General features: G+C 51.5%; 16 protein-coding genes, 1 tRNA gene and 1 riboswitch. Of the genes, 12 read left to right on the top strand and 5 right to left on the bottom strand.

Annotated features, from left to right (window positions below; all coding sequences use genetic code 11):
• Positions 1 to 4 precede the first annotated feature (4 nt).
• From G598_RS0102965 to G598_RS0102940, 6 genes are all read left to right on the top strand, one after another.
• Positions 5 to 1,165, top strand: coding sequence for an FprA family A-type flavoprotein (locus G598_RS0102965; RefSeq protein ID WP_026765678.1), 1,161 nt, complete (start codon positions 5 to 7; stop codon positions 1,163 to 1,165).
• Between the two features lie 46 nt (positions 1,166 to 1,211).
• The gene (locus G598_RS0102960; RefSeq protein WP_026765677.1) at positions 1,212 to 2,684 is read left to right on the top strand and encodes a TrkH family potassium uptake protein; all 1,473 of its coding nucleotides are present in this window, start codon (positions 1,212 to 1,214) and stop codon (positions 2,682 to 2,684) included.
• Positions 2,685 to 2,690: 6 nt separating this feature from the next.
• A complete protein-coding gene (locus tag G598_RS0102955; RefSeq protein WP_026765676.1) occupies positions 2,691 to 4,142 on the top strand; it encodes a TrkH family potassium uptake protein in 1,452 nt (483 codons plus the stop codon).
• Between the two features lie 12 nt (positions 4,143 to 4,154).
• Complete coding sequence (locus G598_RS0102950; RefSeq protein ID WP_026765675.1) at positions 4,155 to 5,096, top strand: AEC family transporter; 942 nt, start codon at positions 4,155 to 4,157, stop codon at positions 5,094 to 5,096.
• A 394-nt stretch (positions 5,097 to 5,490) separates the two neighbouring features.
• On the top strand, positions 5,491 to 5,964 hold the full coding sequence (locus G598_RS0102945) for a hypothetical protein (RefSeq protein ID WP_026765674.1): 474 nt from the start codon (positions 5,491 to 5,493) through the stop codon (positions 5,962 to 5,964).
• A 150-nt stretch (positions 5,965 to 6,114) separates the two neighbouring features.
• Positions 6,115 to 6,357, top strand: a complete 243-nt coding sequence (locus G598_RS0102940) for a hypothetical protein (protein WP_026765673.1) — start codon at positions 6,115 to 6,117, stop codon at positions 6,355 to 6,357.
• A 62-nt stretch (positions 6,358 to 6,419) separates the two neighbouring features.
• Here the strand turns inward: G598_RS0102940 and thiW are convergent, their stop codons facing one another.
• The 3 genes from thiW to G598_RS0102925 all read right to left on the bottom strand — a co-directional run bounded on the left by thiW (position 6,420) and on the right by G598_RS0102925 (position 8,602).
• Positions 6,420 to 6,926 (bottom strand): energy coupling factor transporter S component ThiW, encoded by a 507-nt coding sequence (thiW, locus tag G598_RS0102935; protein WP_026765672.1) that lies wholly within the window; start codon positions 6,924 to 6,926, stop codon positions 6,420 to 6,422.
• 1 nt (position 6,927) lies between these two features.
• Positions 6,928 to 8,124, bottom strand: coding sequence for a putative hydroxymethylpyrimidine transporter CytX (gene cytX, locus G598_RS0102930; RefSeq protein WP_037363065.1), 1,197 nt, complete (start codon positions 8,122 to 8,124; stop codon positions 6,928 to 6,930).
• A gap of 56 nt (positions 8,125 to 8,180) precedes the next feature.
• A riboswitch (TPP riboswitch) is annotated at positions 8,181 to 8,289 on the bottom strand.
• A 37-nt stretch (positions 8,290 to 8,326) separates the two neighbouring features.
• Entirely contained in the window at positions 8,327 to 8,602 is a 276-nt protein-coding gene (locus G598_RS0102925) for a hypothetical protein (protein ID WP_245582740.1), read from the bottom strand.
• 239 nt (positions 8,603 to 8,841) lie between these two features.
• Between G598_RS0102925 and G598_RS0102920 the strand changes: the two genes are divergently transcribed.
• The 4 genes from G598_RS0102920 to G598_RS0102905 are packed head-to-tail and all read left to right on the top strand — an operon-like array spanning position 8,842 to position 12,520.
• Entirely contained in the window at positions 8,842 to 10,143 is a 1,302-nt protein-coding gene (locus G598_RS0102920; RefSeq protein ID WP_026765669.1) for a dicarboxylate/amino acid:cation symporter, read from the top strand.
• 10 nt (positions 10,144 to 10,153) lie between these two features.
• On the top strand, positions 10,154 to 11,221 hold the full coding sequence (locus tag G598_RS0102915; protein WP_026765668.1) for an FAD:protein FMN transferase: 1,068 nt from the start codon (positions 10,154 to 10,156) through the stop codon (positions 11,219 to 11,221).
• Positions 11,221 to 12,057 (top strand): ATP-dependent sacrificial sulfur transferase LarE, encoded by an 837-nt coding sequence (larE, locus tag G598_RS0102910; protein WP_037363062.1) that lies wholly within the window; start codon positions 11,221 to 11,223, stop codon positions 12,055 to 12,057. Before G598_RS0102915 ends, larE begins: the two co-directional genes overlap by 1 nt.
• Positions 12,044 to 12,520, top strand: a complete 477-nt coding sequence (locus G598_RS0102905) for an NUDIX hydrolase (RefSeq protein ID WP_026765666.1) — start codon at positions 12,044 to 12,046, stop codon at positions 12,518 to 12,520. The genes larE and G598_RS0102905 overlap by 14 nt, the downstream gene beginning before the upstream one ends.
• Before the next feature lie 460 nt (positions 12,521 to 12,980).
• On the opposite strand, the gene G598_RS0102900 is transcribed toward G598_RS0102905, so the two are convergent.
• Both G598_RS0102900 and G598_RS0102895 read right to left on the bottom strand, forming a co-directional pair.
• Entirely contained in the window at positions 12,981 to 14,318 is a 1,338-nt protein-coding gene (locus G598_RS0102900) for an MFS transporter (protein ID WP_037363096.1), read from the bottom strand.
• 63 nt (positions 14,319 to 14,381) lie between these two features.
• Positions 14,382 to 14,457, bottom strand: a tRNA-Ala gene (locus tag G598_RS0102895).
• A 378-nt stretch (positions 14,458 to 14,835) separates the two neighbouring features.
• Here G598_RS0102895 and G598_RS0102885 point away from each other — a divergent pair.
• Complete coding sequence (locus G598_RS0102885; RefSeq protein ID WP_026765664.1) at positions 14,836 to 15,906, top strand: hydrogenase small subunit; 1,071 nt, start codon at positions 14,836 to 14,838, stop codon at positions 15,904 to 15,906.
• A gap of 16 nt (positions 15,907 to 15,922) precedes the next feature.
• Complete coding sequence (locus G598_RS0102880) at positions 15,923 to 17,830, top strand: nickel-dependent hydrogenase large subunit (protein WP_026765663.1); 1,908 nt, start codon at positions 15,923 to 15,925, stop codon at positions 17,828 to 17,830.
• The last annotated feature ends 7 nt before the right edge of the window (positions 17,831 to 17,837 follow it).

The raw sequence follows: 17,837 nt of genomic DNA, 5'->3' as shown, positions 1-17,837 counted from the left end.
AGTTATGCAGGCAGTGGAAATCAGAAGAGGAATTTACTGGGTAGGTGCGATTGACTGGTCAATGCGCAGTTTTCATGGTTATCAGACCGGCCGGGGAACGACCTATAATGCTTACTTGATTATTGATGAGAAAATCACGCTTATCGACACGGTCAAGGCTGCTTTTGCGCCGGAACTGCTGGCGCGGATTAAGTCGGTCATCGACCCGGCCAAAATTGACTATATTATTTCCAGCCATGTGGAGCCTGACCATTCGGGTGCCATTCCCTTTATGCTCGAACATGCTCCGCAGGCGCAGGTCATTACGAGTCTGCCCAATGGTGAAAAAGGTCTTAAAGGCCATTATGGTGACCTGCCATTGCAGGGAGTAAAGGCAGGCAGCAGTCTGAGCATTGGCCAGCGGACGCTGCAGTTTGTGCCTACGCCTATGCTGCATTGGCCAGACAGCATGGTGACGTATTGCCCGGAAGAAAAAATCCTGTTCTCCAATGATGCCTTTGGTGAGCACTTAGCTTCAAGCAGCCGCTTTGATGATGAAGTGGATTTTGGCACGCTGATGTTTGAATGTCAGAAATACTATGCCAATATCCTGATGCTCTACGGGCGGCAGGCACAGACAGCGCTCAAGGCCTTAAGCGGCTTGGACATTGATATGATTGCCACGGGCCACGGCGTAATCTGGCGCAAGCATATTCAGGAGATTATGGCTCGCTACGAGAAGTGGGCCGCAAGCTGCGCTGAGGAACGGGCGGTAGTCGTCTTTGACAGCATGTGGCATTCCACGGAAAGCATGGCCAGGGCCGTAGCCGAAGGCTTTGCGCAGAAGGGAATACCGGTAAGCTTCTACGATATCAAGGAGAATCATCTGTCGGATATCGTCACGGACATTCTGACGGCAAAATATCTGGCAGTGGGTTCGCCGACCATCAATAATCAGATGATGCCGACGATTGCCGCTTTCCTGTGTTATTTGAAGGGACTGGCACCCAAGGGGAAAAAGGCGTTTGCCTTTGGTTCCTATGGCTGGGGTGGTCAGAGCATTGGGCTGGTAGAAGAAGAATTAAAAGCCTGTGGCTGTGAAATTGTTCTCGATAAAATCCGTCTGGCTAATGTGCCAGGGGAAGAGGATTTGCAGGCGATTACGGCAAAAATCAAAGCATTGTAAAGGCAAGGTTTATCTATTTGCTGAAGGGAGTCAATGGTAAAACAGCATGGAAAAGGAAAAAGGGCTGGAACTCTTTTGGCTCCTGATGGGGCAGATGTCAATACTGATGGCAGGGGCACTTATGGTGCCCTTTTTGGCCGCGCTTATCTGGCAGGAGGCAGAGGCGTGGCTTTTTGTTCTGCCTGCGGTCTTTGCCTATGGTTTGGGACGCAAGATGGTGGATTTTGGTTCGCGGGAGGGCCGGGGACGGCAGCTGACCATTAAAGAGGGCGTGTTTTTTATGGCCTTTGTGTGGCTGTTGATGGGGGCTATTGGATTAATGCCTTATGCGATTTCCGGCATTTTTCCCAGTTTTGCGGCCGCTTATTTTGAGGCCATGTCCTCGCTGACGACAACGGGGCTATCCTGTCTGCCGTATGACCGGCTGGAACTGCCGCGTACCCTTCTTTTGTGGCATAGCATCATGAGCTGGCTGGGCGGTTTGACGTTTGTGGTGACAATGGTGACGGTATTGCCGCAGGTCAGCGGCTGTTTTGGCATAACCTTGTCGGCACGCCAGTCGATTTTCTTCAGTCCCGTATGGAATAAAATGGCGCAGTCTGCCCGGCAGGGGACAACGGTATACGGTTGTATAACGGTATTGGCGGCGGTGGTCTATTATCTGGCCGGACTCAATCCGTTTGAGGCCATGTTGCGGGCGATGGTGACGATATCCTCAAGCGGCGGTACGTCATCCTATGCCTTTATTTATTACGATAATCCTGCTTTGGAACTGGCGGCCTTTGTGGTGATGCTGCTTTCGAGTTTCAGTCTGTTGCTGGTCTGGAAGGCCTGGAACAGGCAACGGCTGCTTATGCTTTTGCGTGATACAGAGATACAGATTTTTTTGGCGGTCATACTGGGCGTGGGGGCACTGCTCAGCGGGCATCTTTACTGGACAGGGGAATATGATTGGCTGGCCAGCCTGCGTTATGGCTATTTTCATACGATGTCGTTTATCTCGACCAATGGGTTTGTCGCGGCACCGTTTTGGCTGTGGTCATCATTTGACCGCTATGTGCTGTTTCTGTTGGTTTTTGTGGGGGGCTGTATCGGTTCGGCAACTGGCGGCTTGAAAATCATGCGCCTGCTGGTATTGTTTCGCCTTTCCTGGGCTGAACTGCGCCGCACCTTGCACCCGCGGATGGTGATAGCGGTAAAAATTGATGGTCTGCCTGTACCCGATAAAATCGTTGGGCGGATTATGGCCTTTTTCTTCCTTTATATGCTGGTGTTTATTGTCTTTGCGCTCATCCTTTCCCTGTCGGGCATCAGCATTATACAGGCATTGGGCCTGGCAGCAGGCTGCCTTACGAGTACCGGAGCCTCCAGCGCCCTTTTCGGCTTGTCCAATCTGCATATTTTACCGGACTGGGCAAAAGTAGTTTGTACCATGTTGATGATTTTGGGGCGGGTGGAGATTTTTTCCTTCCTGGTGCTTCTGGACATGGGACGGCGCAGTATGCAAAAGAGGTGGTAAAAAGGGATGGACGTACGCATCGTTTATTATGTATTGGGGCGGCTGGTGATGGCGGAAACCATCACCATGTTTATTCCCTTTGCCATCGCCCTTGGCAATTGGGAGTCCAGCGTGCCGGGCTTTGCTGTAGCTTTGGGGCTCAGTGCATCGGTGGGGCTGGTTCTGCAAGCCAATGGCCGCAAGCGCGAAAAGGATTTATCCATGCGGGAGGGCATTGCCATTACCGGCTTTGGCTGGGCTATTGCCACGAGCTTGGGCATGCTGCCCTATGTTTGTGGCGGCTATTTGAATGCTCTGGATGCCGTGTTTGAGAGCATTTCGGGCTTTACCGGTACTGGCGCTACGGTATTCAACAGCCTTACGGGGCTGCCCGCAAGCATTCTCTTTTGGCGTATGATGACGCATTGGTTCGGTGGCTTGGGCATTATCGTGATTTTTATTGCCCTGCTGCCGCAGACAGGACAGAGTACCGTTCTGATGTACAATGCGGAAACCACCGGCCCCACAGAGGAACGGGTGCTGCCCCGCTTGCGGGATATGACCAAGGTGTTGTTTAAAATCTATCTGTTGTTTACCTTTATTGCCACGGCTGTCTATATGCTTTGCGGGCTGACGTTTTACGAGGCGTTGACCCATGCTATGAGCACCATTGGCGCCGGCGGGTTCTCCACCTATGATGAAAGTGCCATGCATTTTGACAGTCCGGCATTCGAGTGGAGCATGACCTTTTTTATGATTTTGGCGGGCGGAAACTTTGGGCTCTATTACCGCATTTGGCAGAAGGGGCCGGGCGTAATCAAGCGCAATTCGGAGTTCAAGGCCTATCTGTGGATTTTGGGGCTGGCGATTTTGCTGATTTTCCTCAACCTTATGGCGAGCATGCCCTTTGCGGCAGGCGACGCCCTGCGTTATGCCGCATTTCAGGTGGGCTCGCTGTCGACGACTGGCTTTGTGTCGGCGGACTTTGAACAGTGGCCGCCGTTCAGCAAGGGGATAATCCTCCTGCTCATGTTATGTGGCGGATGTGCCGGCTCAACGGCCAGCGGCTTGAAAGTCGTGCGCGTGCTGCTGCTGCTCAAAAATGCCTGGGCAGTGGTACATCAGAAACTTTCGCCACGGCGGGTGGTCGAAGTGCGGCTGAATGGCTCGCCAGTCAGCGAGGAAACCCTTTTGCGGGTTGGTCAGTTCTTCTTCCTGTTCATCTTTTTCATTGCCCTGTGGGCATTCCTGTTGACTTTGGACGGGATAACGGTTTTTGATGCGCTGGGACTCAGTGTTTCGACTATGGGCAATATCGGCCCGGCCTTCGGCATTGCCGGGGCAACCTGCACCTATGCAGGTTTATCGGTGTTCAGCAAGAGTATTTTGTGCATTTCCATGCTGCTCGGCCGTTTGGAGATGTTTACCCTGCTCGTCATGCTGACGCCGGATTTTTGGCAGAAAGGAAATCGGTGGTAAGTTCAGATGGATATGATGAATAATTTTTGGGTGGCAGTGGGGGCAGTTGTGCCGTTGTTTACCCTGCTGGTTATGGGGCTGATTATCAAACGGCTCAAACTGATGACCGATTCGGAGCTTGCCCATACCAATCGGATGGTCTTTACGCTGTTCTTTTTCTGTATGATGTTTTATAACATCTATACTACGGATTTGGCCCATACGGTACGTCCCTATCTGATGTTGTTTGGCGGTTTGGGCGTTTTGCTGGTCTGTTTGCTGAGTGCAGGTTTGGTTTGCTTTTTTGACAAGGACAACCGCCATCGGGGGGCTATGATACAGGCGATTTTCCGCAGTAATTTCGTGCTGTTCGGCATTCCGATTGTCGGCAATATCTTTGGCGATTCGGCGCTGGCGATTCCCACGATGATGATTGCTGTGATTGTGCCCATCTATAATGTGCTGGCGGTATTTGTGCTGGAAACTTTTCGGGGGGGCCGGTTTGCTCTATGGCCAATTCTCCGGGGCGTGTTGAAAAATCCCATGATTATGGGGGCGATTGTGGCGGTGATTTTGCGGCTGATTGACTTCCCCATGCCCCAATCGGTGTTGAAGGGGATTGGTCAGGTGGCGGCGGCGACTACGCCCGTGGCTTTGATTATTTTGGGGGCTTCCTTCAAAGCGGGGAGCTTCCATAACCACCTGCCACAGCTAATCAGCTGCGTAACGGCCAGACTCGTTATTGTGCCGGCGGTGGCATTGAGCCTGGCCATTTATTTGGGCTTCCGGGATATTGAGTTGGTTACGCTGCTGGCGATTTTTGCCTCGCCCTGTGCGGTAGCCAGCTTTGCCATGGCACAGCAGATGGGCAGTGATGCGGATTTGGCCGGGAATTGCGTGGTTTATACGACGGGGCTTTCATGCTTTACGATATTCTGCTGGGTGTTTGTGTTGAAGACGCTAGGTTTGTTCTAACATCGTGGCGGAAAGGCGCCCGGCTGTCGGTAATATTTTTCTTTCGCTTAGACAGGCTTGTCAAACGCTGCAGAAAAACATCACCGACAGCCGGGCTGAGTTATCTCGCAATAGGATGGCGGAATTATGTCTCATATTGCAAAGGCGCGCGGCGACAGGTAATGTCTTTCCTCCGCCATAGACAAGCTTGTCAAAAGCTGCGGAAAGGCATCACCAGTCACCGCGCTTAGTTTGTATTTTATAGCGGTTTGCTCAGGCGCCCGCGGGATTGGCAATTTTTAATCGAAAGTTAATCCGATTCTAAAGACATTCAAAGGTTGATTATGTATACTATGAGCATAGTCAACCTTTGTTTCGTTTAGGGAAGAAGTTTTTAGGATGGGAGCGGATCGAGATGAAAGGTTTGAAGTGGCAGAAGTTCGTGGGCGGCGTGATGGCTGGGGTGATGACCTTCAGCATTATGGGCACCACGTTGGCCGTGCCGGCTTATGCAGCAAGCTATGATTCATCCTGGAGTGAGCGGGAACATCGTCAGGACGTGCATAAGGAAATGCGCCGCCATCAGGAGAAACAGGATAAAATCAATGAGGAGCGTCGCAGAGAAGATGCCCGCCATCAGGAAAAAGTGCGTCAGTTGAAGCATGAAAAAGAACAGCATGAGCGCGAACGGTATGATAGAGAACGCCGGGAAAGATGGGAGCGGGAACATCGCAAACGTTCTTCCTATGACCGTTACCGCGAGGCCAGAGAGCGTGAGAAAGCTGCAGAAGAACAGCGCAAGCATGATGAAAAAGTGCAACGCAATCAAAAAATCGCGGCTGCGGCTATTGGTGCTATCGTTGGTGCAGTAATTGCAAAAAATACCTGATAGAGAAGAAAAAATGAACTCCAGTGGCCGTTTGTCACTGGAGTTTTTGCAAATGTAGTATGAATACAGAATACTTCTGTCAAAGGCATCCACATCATAAGTGTAAAGTTGTATACTTATGGTGGATTGAATAAGGAGGAGTGATTCTGCATGAAAAAGTATTTGGGAATGTTTGTTGGGCTTATGGCTTGGGGCGGTTTGCTCTACTTGCAGGGAACACCTGCAATCACGGAGGAGATTGCGGAAGAAGCGGTGGTCGCCGCTCATCCAGACACGCAGTTCTGTGAGGTGGAACACCAGGGCAGCGAGTTCCGGGTGGCCTATGTGACCAATGACCTGCAGCAGGGCAAAGTTACGCTTGCCAGCGATGGACATATCGTCAGCGTGCAGTAAATGTCAGGTGAAATAAGGCGCACCAGCTCAAGATGAGTTGGTGCGCCTTATTGTGATTGTATTTATGAAGTATGTGCCAAATAATATTTTTTTACCTTCTGCAGATTGTAGAGCAGAACCGCAGAGATAACGGCGCCGGCAACGGTAGAAATCAGGAAGGGAACAATATAGGCATAGAAGGCAATATTGCCGGCATTTTGTCCCAAGAACAAAATCGCTAACGGATAGGCACATAAACCACCGAAAATGCCTGTTCCCAGGACTTCGCCGCAAAGGGCAGCGATGATGCTGTGGGAATATTTATAGGCCAGTCCGCAGAGCAGTGCTCCGCACATACTGCCCGGAAAGGCCAAAATACTGCCAAGTCCGAAAATATTGCGCAGCAAAGAAGCGCAAAAGGCTGTGCCTACAGCGTACCACGGCCCAAGTAGGACGCCGCAGAGAATGTTGACCATGTGCTGGATGGGCGCGCATTTACTGCCTAGCACAGGGAAGGAGAACAGACTGCCGACTACCGCTACAGCACAAAAGACACTGGCCATAACCAATTTTTTTGTATGTGTATCCATATCAGTGTACCTCCGCTTCGATGGGCTTATGTTGGGGGCGCAGGGCGTTGACTGCTACGCACAGGGTCATAGTCATCAGCATGGCGGGCAGGGTACTGCCGATGGCCAGGTCGGCCTGCATGAGCAGGCGGTAGAGCAGGAAGCCAACTAACCACAGAAAGAGATTATGCCGGGAAAAGGAGGTCTGCTCGTAATGTCTGCCTGTGATGAAATAGTCTGCCAGCTGAATGGCAATCATCGGGGCAAAGACCGAGCCGATAAAGTATAGAAACTCGGTAAAATCCAGCAGGGGCAGGGAGATGGCGCCTGCTGTGCCGAGGATGGTGACGAGCAGGGCAACGCTTTTTTCGTTCAAGCGGCTGGCTGCGGATTTGCTGGAGACGCCTGCTGAATAGGCATCCAAAAAGGTCGTGGTCACGGTGGACAGCAGGATAATCACAAGTCCGGCTATCCCCAGCCCGGATTTTGCCATTACCTGCGCAATATCACTTTCGCCAAAGGTCAGGGCAGCGCCCAGGCCGATGATGTACATCCAACAGCTGACGAGACCGTAGATGACGGTGCTTACGGCTGTAGCTTTTATGGGCTCGGCGGCTTTGCGGGTGTAGTCGCTGATTAAGGGCAACCAGGAAAGGGGCATGGCAATGGATAATTCCAGCGCCAGTGCAAAGCTGAGCGGTTCTCCTGGCAGAATTGCTGCAGTGCTGCCACTATATAATCCCGTGCTCAGGAGAATGGTCAACAGCAGCAAAGCACCCATGGCGAAAACATTTAGCCTGCCTAAATTTTTGCGGCCCAGGGCAATCCAGAGCATGATGAAAAGGCCTAAAAGCAGACACCAAAGCGTTTGTCCGGTACCGAACAGGGTACTGGCGGCAAGTCCGCCCTCGTAAATCATAATGCCCGTCCAGCCTAAAAGCTGCACGATATTCAGCAGGGCGAATAGCCGCCCTCCCTGCTCGCCAAAGCTCATCTTGACGGTTTCCATAGCGCTTTTGCCGGTTTTGCCGCCGATGATTCCGGCGCCAACGAGCAGGGCACAGCCAATGACATGGCCCAGCAGGATGGCGATAAGGCCCTGCTGAAATCCCAGCGGTGCAAAGTACGTGCCGGTCTGCATCTCGGCGATGGAGAGCGCCGCCCCAAACCAAATCAGACCATTTTCCCATAGTGAGGTTCCTTTTGTCGAAGCTGTCAAATGAATTCCACCTTTCTACAACAAAAAGCAGGAGACGCCGTAAGCATCTCCTGCAACAAACTCTCAGTATGACTTCCTACGGCGGCATTACCCGCATCAGGTTAAAGGGTCGAAGTTCGATTACTTCCTCTCAGCCTGCTGATACAAGCTCCCCTGTTTGATTTTCACCGTTATTATATACAATTTTGGGCGGAAATTCAAGTCAAATCCACATATGCCGCAGACACATGGCGATAAAGCAGACCACGGACACACCGAAGGTAAAGTATTCCACGCATTTTACCGGATAGGCATAGTGCAGGGGAATATCCATTACCCTGGGGACATTGCTGGCCAATAGCGATGCAGCTATGGACACATAAAGAAGCACGTTGACAATGGGCAGGGTCAGATGGGCAGAGAATGCCCGGATTAAAAGATATACCGCAAAGGCAATGAAAAAGTAGGCAATTTTGTCTCCGTGTAATTTCATGTTCATATCATCACTTCCTTGTTATAGCAGGTAATCAGGGTAATTATAGGTACTACTTCGCGATGAGGAGAAGTTTTTCCTGCAATTAGCAGATAATTTGCAAATTTTATTTTGTTGCGAGAATGATATATAATGTAGAAAAGGATACATTTTTAGCTTGACTTATTTATAATATATGCTAAAGTGTAAACATACTATTTTACTAGGTTTTATATATTATCTATACACAGAAAGAAGGAATCATTATGGCAGAAAAAAACAAGACCGTGGAGGCGGCGCGGGAAGAAGCCCTGCGCGCGCATAATCCCAAAGCCAGCCGCAAACAGCTTGTCCTGTGGTTTGGTGCGCTGATTGTCGGCGGCTTTTTGGGCTTTTTGGGCATTGCGCCGTTAAATGAGCTGCTTAATTTTATCGCGACGGTATTTACCCGTCTGTTCCAGTTTATCGCGGTACCGACTATCGCCTTGGCGGTGATTACCACCTTGGCGGCGTTGGGCGGTCAGAAGGAAACGGGACGGATTTTTGCCCGGGCGGTAAGCTACACCTTCCTGACCACTTTGGCGGCAGCTTTCGTGGGGTTGGGGCTGTATCTTTGGATTGCACCGGGCAATCTGCCTGCTGACATCGTTGGCGCAGGCGTAAGCGCTGTACCGATGGATAAGGTGGGCAAGCTGACTTATTATGACCATATTCTGTCGGTCATTCCGAATAACGTGTTGCAGCCGTTTTTGGCAGGCAATGTACTCTCGGTTATGCTGATTGCCGCATCCGTTGGTTTGGGGCTGGCGTTCATGCCCAAGACGGAAAACCGTGAAGTGTTGTTAAAGGGGCTGCATGGCTTGCAGGAACTTCTGTTCACGTTGATTCGGGCGATTTTGTGGGCGCTGCCGTTGGGCATTCTGGCGTTTGCCGGTCAGCTCTCGGCGCAGATTGAAGCCGGTGTGATTGTCGGCGCCCTGAGCCAGTATGTGGCTGTGGTCATGGGCGGCAATCTCTTGCAGATGTTCGTCGTTCTGCCGCTCTTTTTGTTGGTGCGTGGCCTTAATCCAGTGGAGGTGTTCCGCAAGATGTCTCCGGCCATTGCCGTGGCGCTCTTTACCAAAAGTTCTGCTGGTACGTTGCCGGTCACGTTGGCTACGGCCGAGCAGAATCTGAAGGTCAATCCGCGGGTATCCCGTTTCGTATTGCCGATTTGCACGACGATTAATATGAATGGCTGTGCTGCCTTTATTTTGGTTACGTCACTGTTTGTCATGCAGAATGCCGGTTTTGAACTGACGCTGGGCACCATGATTGCCTGGGTATTTATCGCGGTGCTGGCGGCTATCGGCAATGCCGGTGTGCCGATGGGCTGCTATTTCCTCACGCTGTCGTTGATGAGTTCTTTGGGCGCACCCATTGGTTTGATGGGGGTAATCTTGCCTATTTACACCATTATTGATATGATAGAGACAGCGGAAAATGTCTGGTCAGATGCCAGCGTTTGCGCAATGACCAATCACGATTTGGCCGGTGAGCTGGAACCCAGCCCGGCTGTACAGAATTAAGGTGTGAAATATGGGAAAAAGGCAAAAAATGGCGGCCTTTTTGCTAATCCTTATCGTCTGCCTGTGTGCTGGCTGCGGCGAGCAGCAGGTGAAAAAGAGTGAACTCATTTTGGATACAGCGGTAACGCTTACCGCAGAGGGCGCAGATGCGCAGGCCGCCATTGATGAAAGTATGGCCCGGTTGAAAACGATTGACAGCATGGTCAATCCGAACCTGCCGGACAGTGATGTAAATAAGCTGGCCCAATTGGCTGGCACAGGCAAGTGGGTCAGCCTGCAGCCGGAAGTTTATAAAATGCTGGCGACAGCGCAGGATTATGCGGTCAAAACCAATGGAGCCTTTGATGTTACCACCAAACCGTTGGTTGACCTTTGGGGAATTGGCACCGACCATGCCAAAGTGCCGTCGCCTGTGGAATTGGCAGCGGCACAGAAACTGGTCGGCTGGCAAAAACTGGAACTCAATGAGGAAAAGCAGGCGGCCCGCCTGCAGGACAAGGGCATGGGCGTGGATTTAGGCGGTATCGCCAAAGGCTTTGCCGTAGATGAAGTCCGAAAAATCTATGCCAAATACGGCATTGAAAATGGCCTGATTAATCTCGGCGGCAGCTCTTTGTATGCCTTGGGCGTGAACAAGGAACAGACCGCCTGGCGCATTGGTATCCGCCACCCGCGCAAGGAAGATGCGCAGGAAAAAATGGCGGTGCTGCCTTTAAAAGATGCGGCATTGTCCACCTCTGGTGATTATGAGCGCTTTTTTGAGGCCGGTGACGTGCGCTATCATCATATCTTTGACCCGCGCACCGGACGTCCGGCACAGAGTGGCGCCATTAGCGTTACGATTGTGGCGGATAGCAGCGTGCCGGATGGCGGAATGTTGTCGGATTTACTGACCACAGCGGTCTTTGTACTGGGGCCGGAACAGGGGATTCACTTTTTGCAGACCATGCACCACGGCATAAAGGGAGCTATTATTGATGGCCGCTTACAGCTTTGGACAACCGGCGATATGGCAAAAGAGATGGAAGAGGTGTCCAGGGATTTCCAATTTTGGCAGGGCAGTGGGGAGTTGCAGTGATGGACAGAGAATTACAAAGTAAAGTAGAAAAATTGCATTTCCTGTTAAAAAGCTATGGCTGTGTGGCCGTAGCTTTTTCGGCAGGTGTGGATTCGACGGTGCTGTTGAAAGCGGCTAAGGAAACTTTGGGAACCGAACAGGTAATGGCACTGACCGTACAAAGTTCGTTGGTGTCAGCAGCTGATGTAGAAGAAGCGGTAACGTTTTGCCGTGAGGAGGGAATCCGGCATGAGGTGATTCCGATCGACCCACTGATTTACTACGATGTGCGCACCAATCCGCCACAGCGTTGCTATTTTTGCAAACGGCTGATTTTTGGCAGGATGCGGGAAATTATCGGTCAAAAAAATATTGTTCATTTATTGGACGGTTCCAATGTTGATGATGGCCAGGATTATCGCCCCGGCAGACAGGCGCTGCGGGAGCTAGGGGTTCTGAGTCCGTTGTTGGAGGCAGGGCTTACCAAAGCGGATATTCGGGCGTATGCCAAGGAATTGGGGCTAAGCGTTGCGCAGAAACCTTCTGCGGCGTGTCTGGCCTCCCGTCTCCCTTATGGCGAGGTATTGTCCATAGAAAAACTGCAGCGGATAGAGCAGGCGGAAAATTTCCTTCATGCGAAAGGATTTTCCCAGTTACGGGTGCGCAGTCATGCGGATATGGCTCGTCTGGAACTGTTGCCTGAGGATATTGAACGCTTTATAGCCGATGGAACATATCAAAAAGCCGTTGCTAAATTAAAGGAATTAGGTTTTGCCTATGTGACGATGGATTTAGAAGGGTATCGTATGGGCAGTATGAATGAAGTATTGAGGGAAACGGAATATGCCAAAGAGTAATCTGACCACCTTGTGCTATATTGAGCGTGATGGCAAATATCTGATGATGCATCGGGTGAAAAAGGAACACGATATCAACAAGGATAAATGGGTGGGGATTGGCGGCCACTTTGAAGCCGACGAATCCCCGGAGGAATGTCTGCTGCGGGAAGCTAAGGAAGAAACCGGCCTGACCCTTACCGAGTACAAACAGCGGGGCATTATCACCTTCATGTCCGACAAATGGCAGACGGAATATATGTTCCTCTACACCGCTACGGGCTATGAGGGGAAAATCGGTGCGTGCAATGAAGGCGTGCTGGAGTGGATTGCGAAGGAGAAGGTCTATGATTTGCCGCTCTGGGAAGGAGATAAAATTTTCTTCCGGCTGATGGAGGAGAATCGGCCCCATTTTTCGCTGAAGCTTCGGTATGTGGGGGAAGAATTGGTGGAAGCGGTACTGGATGGACAATCGCTGCTTTAACTTTTGGTTTACATCATAGTAAAAAGACGCCCGCCGGCTGGCAATAGTTTTTTTATAAACTATCGCCAGCCGGCGGGCTTTTGTGCATGGAATAAGTTCGTCTTAAATTGCAGTTTGTTGGGGAGTTGAGTTCGTGCTAAAGGTATCTTGTTCATACGTAGTTAGGGGGTGAACGGGGAGTACTTTTTCTGTTTCCCGCTAAACGACCCCTTCGGAAAAAATAGCTGTCCAGTTACCTGCGCCGGGCAGGCCAACGGCGCTTCTTTCAGCGTATTTGCTTAGCTGCTTCCTACAGGGGCCGGCCTTCACTGCGTTCAGGCAGTCGCTCCTAACAGAAAAAGCACTCCCCGTTCGCCCCACGCTACGGAGTATGCGATCGGCGAAAAGTATTACCACCTACGCCTAAACTGAGCTGTAACAAAAAAATTCAGCACGTACTGGCAAACTGCAATTTCGCTCTCTAGTTTCGAGCTTTTGCGGGTATTACGCCTGCCGCGGAAAAGATGGCGAAGCAGAGCAGGGCGATTTGCAGGTTTTGCAAGAGGGCTTCGCGTGAGGCCCAATCTGCCCATTGGAGTGACAGGATTAAATTCATGATGGCTACGCTGAGTACCTGACCGAATAGTCGGGTGGTGCTCAGCAGGCTGGCGGCGAGGCTGTAGTGTTTTTTCTCCACAGAACTCATGATGGCGTTGTTGTTCGGAGCGGCGAACAGGGCGAAGCCAGTACCAGTGATGATGAGCATGGGAATGAGCAGATAGAGGGAGAGGTTGTGAACCGTCAGGGCAAAACCGCCCAAGCCGATGGTGATGACGGCCATGCCCCATGCGGCAAGCTTGGTCGGGGCGTATTTATCCGACAGCTTGCCCATCAGCGGGGAAAGGCTGGCCATGATGATGGGTTGGGCAAGCAGGATAAGCCCCGCACTGCGCGAAGTCAGGCCCAGAATGGACTGCAGGTAGAGCGACAGCAATAAACTGGTGGCAAAGGTGGCACAGTAGTTGAGCAGTGCCGCCAGACAGGACAGAGAAAAGGGACGGTTGGTAAACAGCAGGTTTATCGGCAGCAAGGGATTTTCCGTGTGCAGTTCATAGCGGATAAATATAGCGAACACGAGCAGTCCGGTCAATAAAAGTGCGGGGGCAAGTGGTTCAGCGAGCAATTGGGAAAGACCATAGATAATGAGGAGAATGGCGCCGCCGTAAAGGACGGCGCCTTTTTTGTCCCATTCGGGGCGGCTGTCCTCAACCCATTCCTCCTGCATGGTATGACGGGCGGTGAGAAAGGCGATGGTGCCTAAAACGGCCAGTACGATGAAGATACTTTGCCAACCGTAATAATAGTTGAGGAAACCGCCAACTGCCGGCCCCAGTGTAAGGCCGGTGTAGACTACAGCCACATTCCAGCCCATCGCCCAGCCACGGCGCTCCTTGGGGATAACCAATGTGAGAATGGACATGGAGGTGGCAAAGGTCATGGCAGAACCAATGCCCTGCGCCGCGCGGGCGGCAATGAGCAGGGGCAGGTTCGGGGCAAAACAGGCGGCAAGGGAAGTGGCAGCAAAGATACCGTTGCCCATGATAAAAAAATGCCGCTTGCCATAGCGGTCGGCCAGCTTGCCAAAAGGCAGCAGAACTACAATGGCGGCCAACAGGAAACTACCCAACACCCAACCTAACTGCGCCGGACTGGCACCGTATTCTGCGCCTAAAGAGGGCAGCGCCAGATTCAGTGCACTGCCGGTAAAGGGCGTGAGGAAGGAGGTAAGCATGATGGTGAAAAGAATTCGATGTGCCATAAGAAAGTGCTCCTGAATATAGAAAAAACCTTCCCAATATAAGGAAGGCTTAAACTTCAATTTTGGTGGAGACGAAGGGGATTGAACCCTCGACCCCCAGATTGCGAACCTGGTGCTCTCCCAGCTGAGCTACGTCCCCGTATGGTGATTTTCAAAAACCTTTTTCAGTATACCGCGGTTGTTATTGTTTTGCAAGATAGGCCGTCGAATTTTTATATATTTATCACAAAACTTTTTTTACAGCAGGAAAAAGGAGAGGTTATGGCGAAATGGAAAATATAGTAGACCTATGGAATATGGGCATTATAAGTCCTGTTTATCAAAGAATATCCTTGATACATTGCCATGATAAAATAAATTTGATTTATTGCGAATTATTGTAATGATATATAGCATTTTGTATTTTTTCAGCGTATAATAAGAGTATTCGCCAATAGATTTTTTTTATTGTGCCGTATTCGAGCCAGCGGTTAAATCTATGGTAATTATGCAAGGATAATCAAGAGGAGGTAAAAACGTGGACAAACGGGAGAGTATGTGGGATGTATATCTCAGAAAAGGCATGAGCCGCCGCAGTTTTGTGAAAAGCTGTGTTGCACTGACGTCCCTGATGGGACTCAGTACGGACCAGGTGTCCAAGGTGGTGGAAGCTGCCGAAAAGAAGCCGTTGCCGGTAGTAGTCTGGATTCATGGACATGAATGTACGGGGTGTGATGAGTCATTTATCCGTTCCGGTGCACCGCTTGCATCGGATTTGGTATTGAGCCAGATTGCGCTGGAGTATGATCATCTGTTAAGTGCTGCCAGCGGTGAGCCGTTCGAGGCGCACTTGGAAGAAACCATCAATAAGTACAAGGGGCAGTACATCTTGTGCGTAGAAGGTGCTGTATGCACGAAGGACAATGGCATTTACTGCATGTCCGGCGGCAAGCCTTTTGTACATACCCTGCAGCACGCTGCTCAGAATGCTGCTGCTGTTATCGCTTATGGTACCTGCGCCGTATCCGGTGGTATTCAGGCTGCAAAGCCGAATCCGACGGGGTCTTCGGGTATCTCTGTTTTTGCTGGCCGTACGCCGGTTGTAAATGTGCCGGGCTGCCCGCCGATTCCGGAAGTTATGACGGGCGTGGTTATGCATGTTGCCCTCTTTGGCACCGTGCCGCCGCTGGATAATGAAGGCCGTCCCAAGCAGTTCTATGGCAATCGTATTCACGATACCTGCTATCGTCGTCCCTTCTTTGATGCCGGTATGTTTGCAGAACGCTTTGATGATGCGGGAGCAAAAGCCGGCTGGTGTCTCTACAAGCTGGGCTGCCGCGGCCCCGAGACGTACAATTCCTGCGGCAATCTGCGCTGGTTCCAGGGCATGAGCTATCCGATTCAGTCCGGTGCACCCTGCATTGGCTGTTCCAATGCGCATTTCTGGGACGAAGATCCGCTGACCACGCGCATGCCGGAATATGGCCCGTTGGGCAATGTGGATAAAATCGGTGCTGCTATGGCCGTAGCTACGGCAGCTGGTGTAGCTGCCCATGGCGCGATGAGCGTTGTGCAGAAGCAGAAACGTGAAGCGGCAGAGAAGGAATAAGGGAGCAGGTGAATAAATGAAACATGTAGTAGTAGATCCGGTAACTCGCATAGAAGGTCATCTTCGTGTTGAGGTACAGGTTGATGAAGCAACGGGGAAAGTCACTGACGCTCTTTCCTCCGGTACTGCCTGGCGTGGTCTGGAACTGGTTATGAAAGACCGTGACCCCCGTGATGCATGGGCGTATATCCAGCGTATCTGCGGTGTTTGCACCACGGCACATGCCTTGGGTTCTGTCCGTGCGGTAGAGGATGCTTTGGGCATTGCGATTCCGAAGAATGCCAATTATATCCGTAACATCATGGCGGCAACGCTGACGGTGCAGGATCATATCGTGCATTTCTATCACCTCCATGCCCTGGACTGGGTCAGCCCGGTAGAGGCATTGGCTGCAGATGCCATTGCTACAGCTAATCTGCAGAACACGCTCCTCAATACCTATAAACTGCCGTTCCGTGCACCGGATACTTCTGTAACGGAAGCTTATGAGCATGATTTCCCGGCAGCTACGCCCCAGTATTTTGAACAGATCAAGGGTAAGGTAAAAGCTATCGTGGAAAGCGGTCAGCTGGGGATTTTCTCCGCCAACTGGTGGGATCATCCCGATTACAAGCTGCTGCCGCCAGAAGTTCATCTCCTGGCTGTAGCGCATTATCTCGAAATGCTGGACAAGCAGCGTGAACTGGTTACGCCGCACGTTATATTCGGTGGCAAGAACCCGCATCCGCATTATGTGGTTGGCGGCATGCCCTGCTCCATCTCGCTTGACGATGGCAATGCGCCGGTGAACACGGCTCGCCTCGAAATCGTGGACAGAGCCATCAATATGGGCAGAAGTCTCGTGAACAACTACTATCTGCCGGATCTGCTGGCCATTGGCGCAATTTATGTGAAAGCTGGCCGCGTAGATGGCGGCGGCATGGCCAAGACCTGTGTGCTGGGCTATGGTGCATATCCGATTGAAGGCTATACGGGCACCAGCGATGGCGGTTTCTTCAAGAACCTCTTAATCCGCTGCAATGGTGTAGTTGAAGACTTCGGCAAGGGCCTCGCAGCTGCGAAGTTCACGGAGGTAACCGCAGAAGATGTTACGACGGAAAATATTACGGAAAGCGTTGACCACGCTTGGTACGAGTATCCTGCCGGGAAGAAAGACCGCCATCCTTGGGAAGGTGTTACTGCACCTAAGTTCACCGCTCCTAAAGAAGGCACGGAAACGGATTGGAAGGCGCTCAATGAAAGCGGCAAATATTCCTGGCTGAAGACGCCGAAATGGAAAGGCAAACTCTGTGAAGTTGGCCCGCTGGCCCGTTATATCATCATCTACACTAAGGCGAAGAAGGGCCTGCTGCCGGATATGACCTGGGCAGAAAAGATGATGCTTGACCAGCTCGATGCAGTTTCCAAGGTTCTGGGCCTGGCTCCGGAAGTATGGCTGCCCACGATGGTAGGCCGTACGGCTGCCCGTGCACTCGACTGCCAGCTGGCTGCTGAAATCAATAAGTTCTTCTTTGACAAGCTCATTGCCAATATCAAGAGTGGCGATACCAAGGTGGCTAACTCCGATAAATGGGATATCAGCACCTGGCCGAAAGAATGCAAAGGTGTTGGCCTTTACGAAGCACCCCGTGGCGCTCTGTCCCATTACATCACCATCAAGGACGGCAAGACGGACAACTATCAGTGCATTGTACCGACGACTTGGAATGCCTGCCCGCGTGATGATGATGCTGGCAATGGCGCATACGAAATGGCCATGAAGGACACGCAGGTGAAAGTGCCTGACAAGCCGCTCGAAATCGTGAAGGTTATCCGCTCCTTTGACCCCTGCATGGCCTGTGCAACGCATATGTTCAATGCCAAGGGGGAGAAGATTAACGTCATCACTACGGACCCGTACTCCGGTACCCGGGTGGACAAGTAATCTGCAG

Source organism: Selenomonas ruminantium subsp. ruminantium ATCC 12561 (assembly GCF_000424065.1).
Classification (GTDB): Bacteria; Bacillota; Negativicutes; order Selenomonadales; family Selenomonadaceae; genus Selenomonas_A; species Selenomonas_A ruminantium.
The sequence above is the reverse complement of the archived record's forward strand: the minus strand, read 5'-3'. Positions and strand labels throughout refer to the sequence as shown.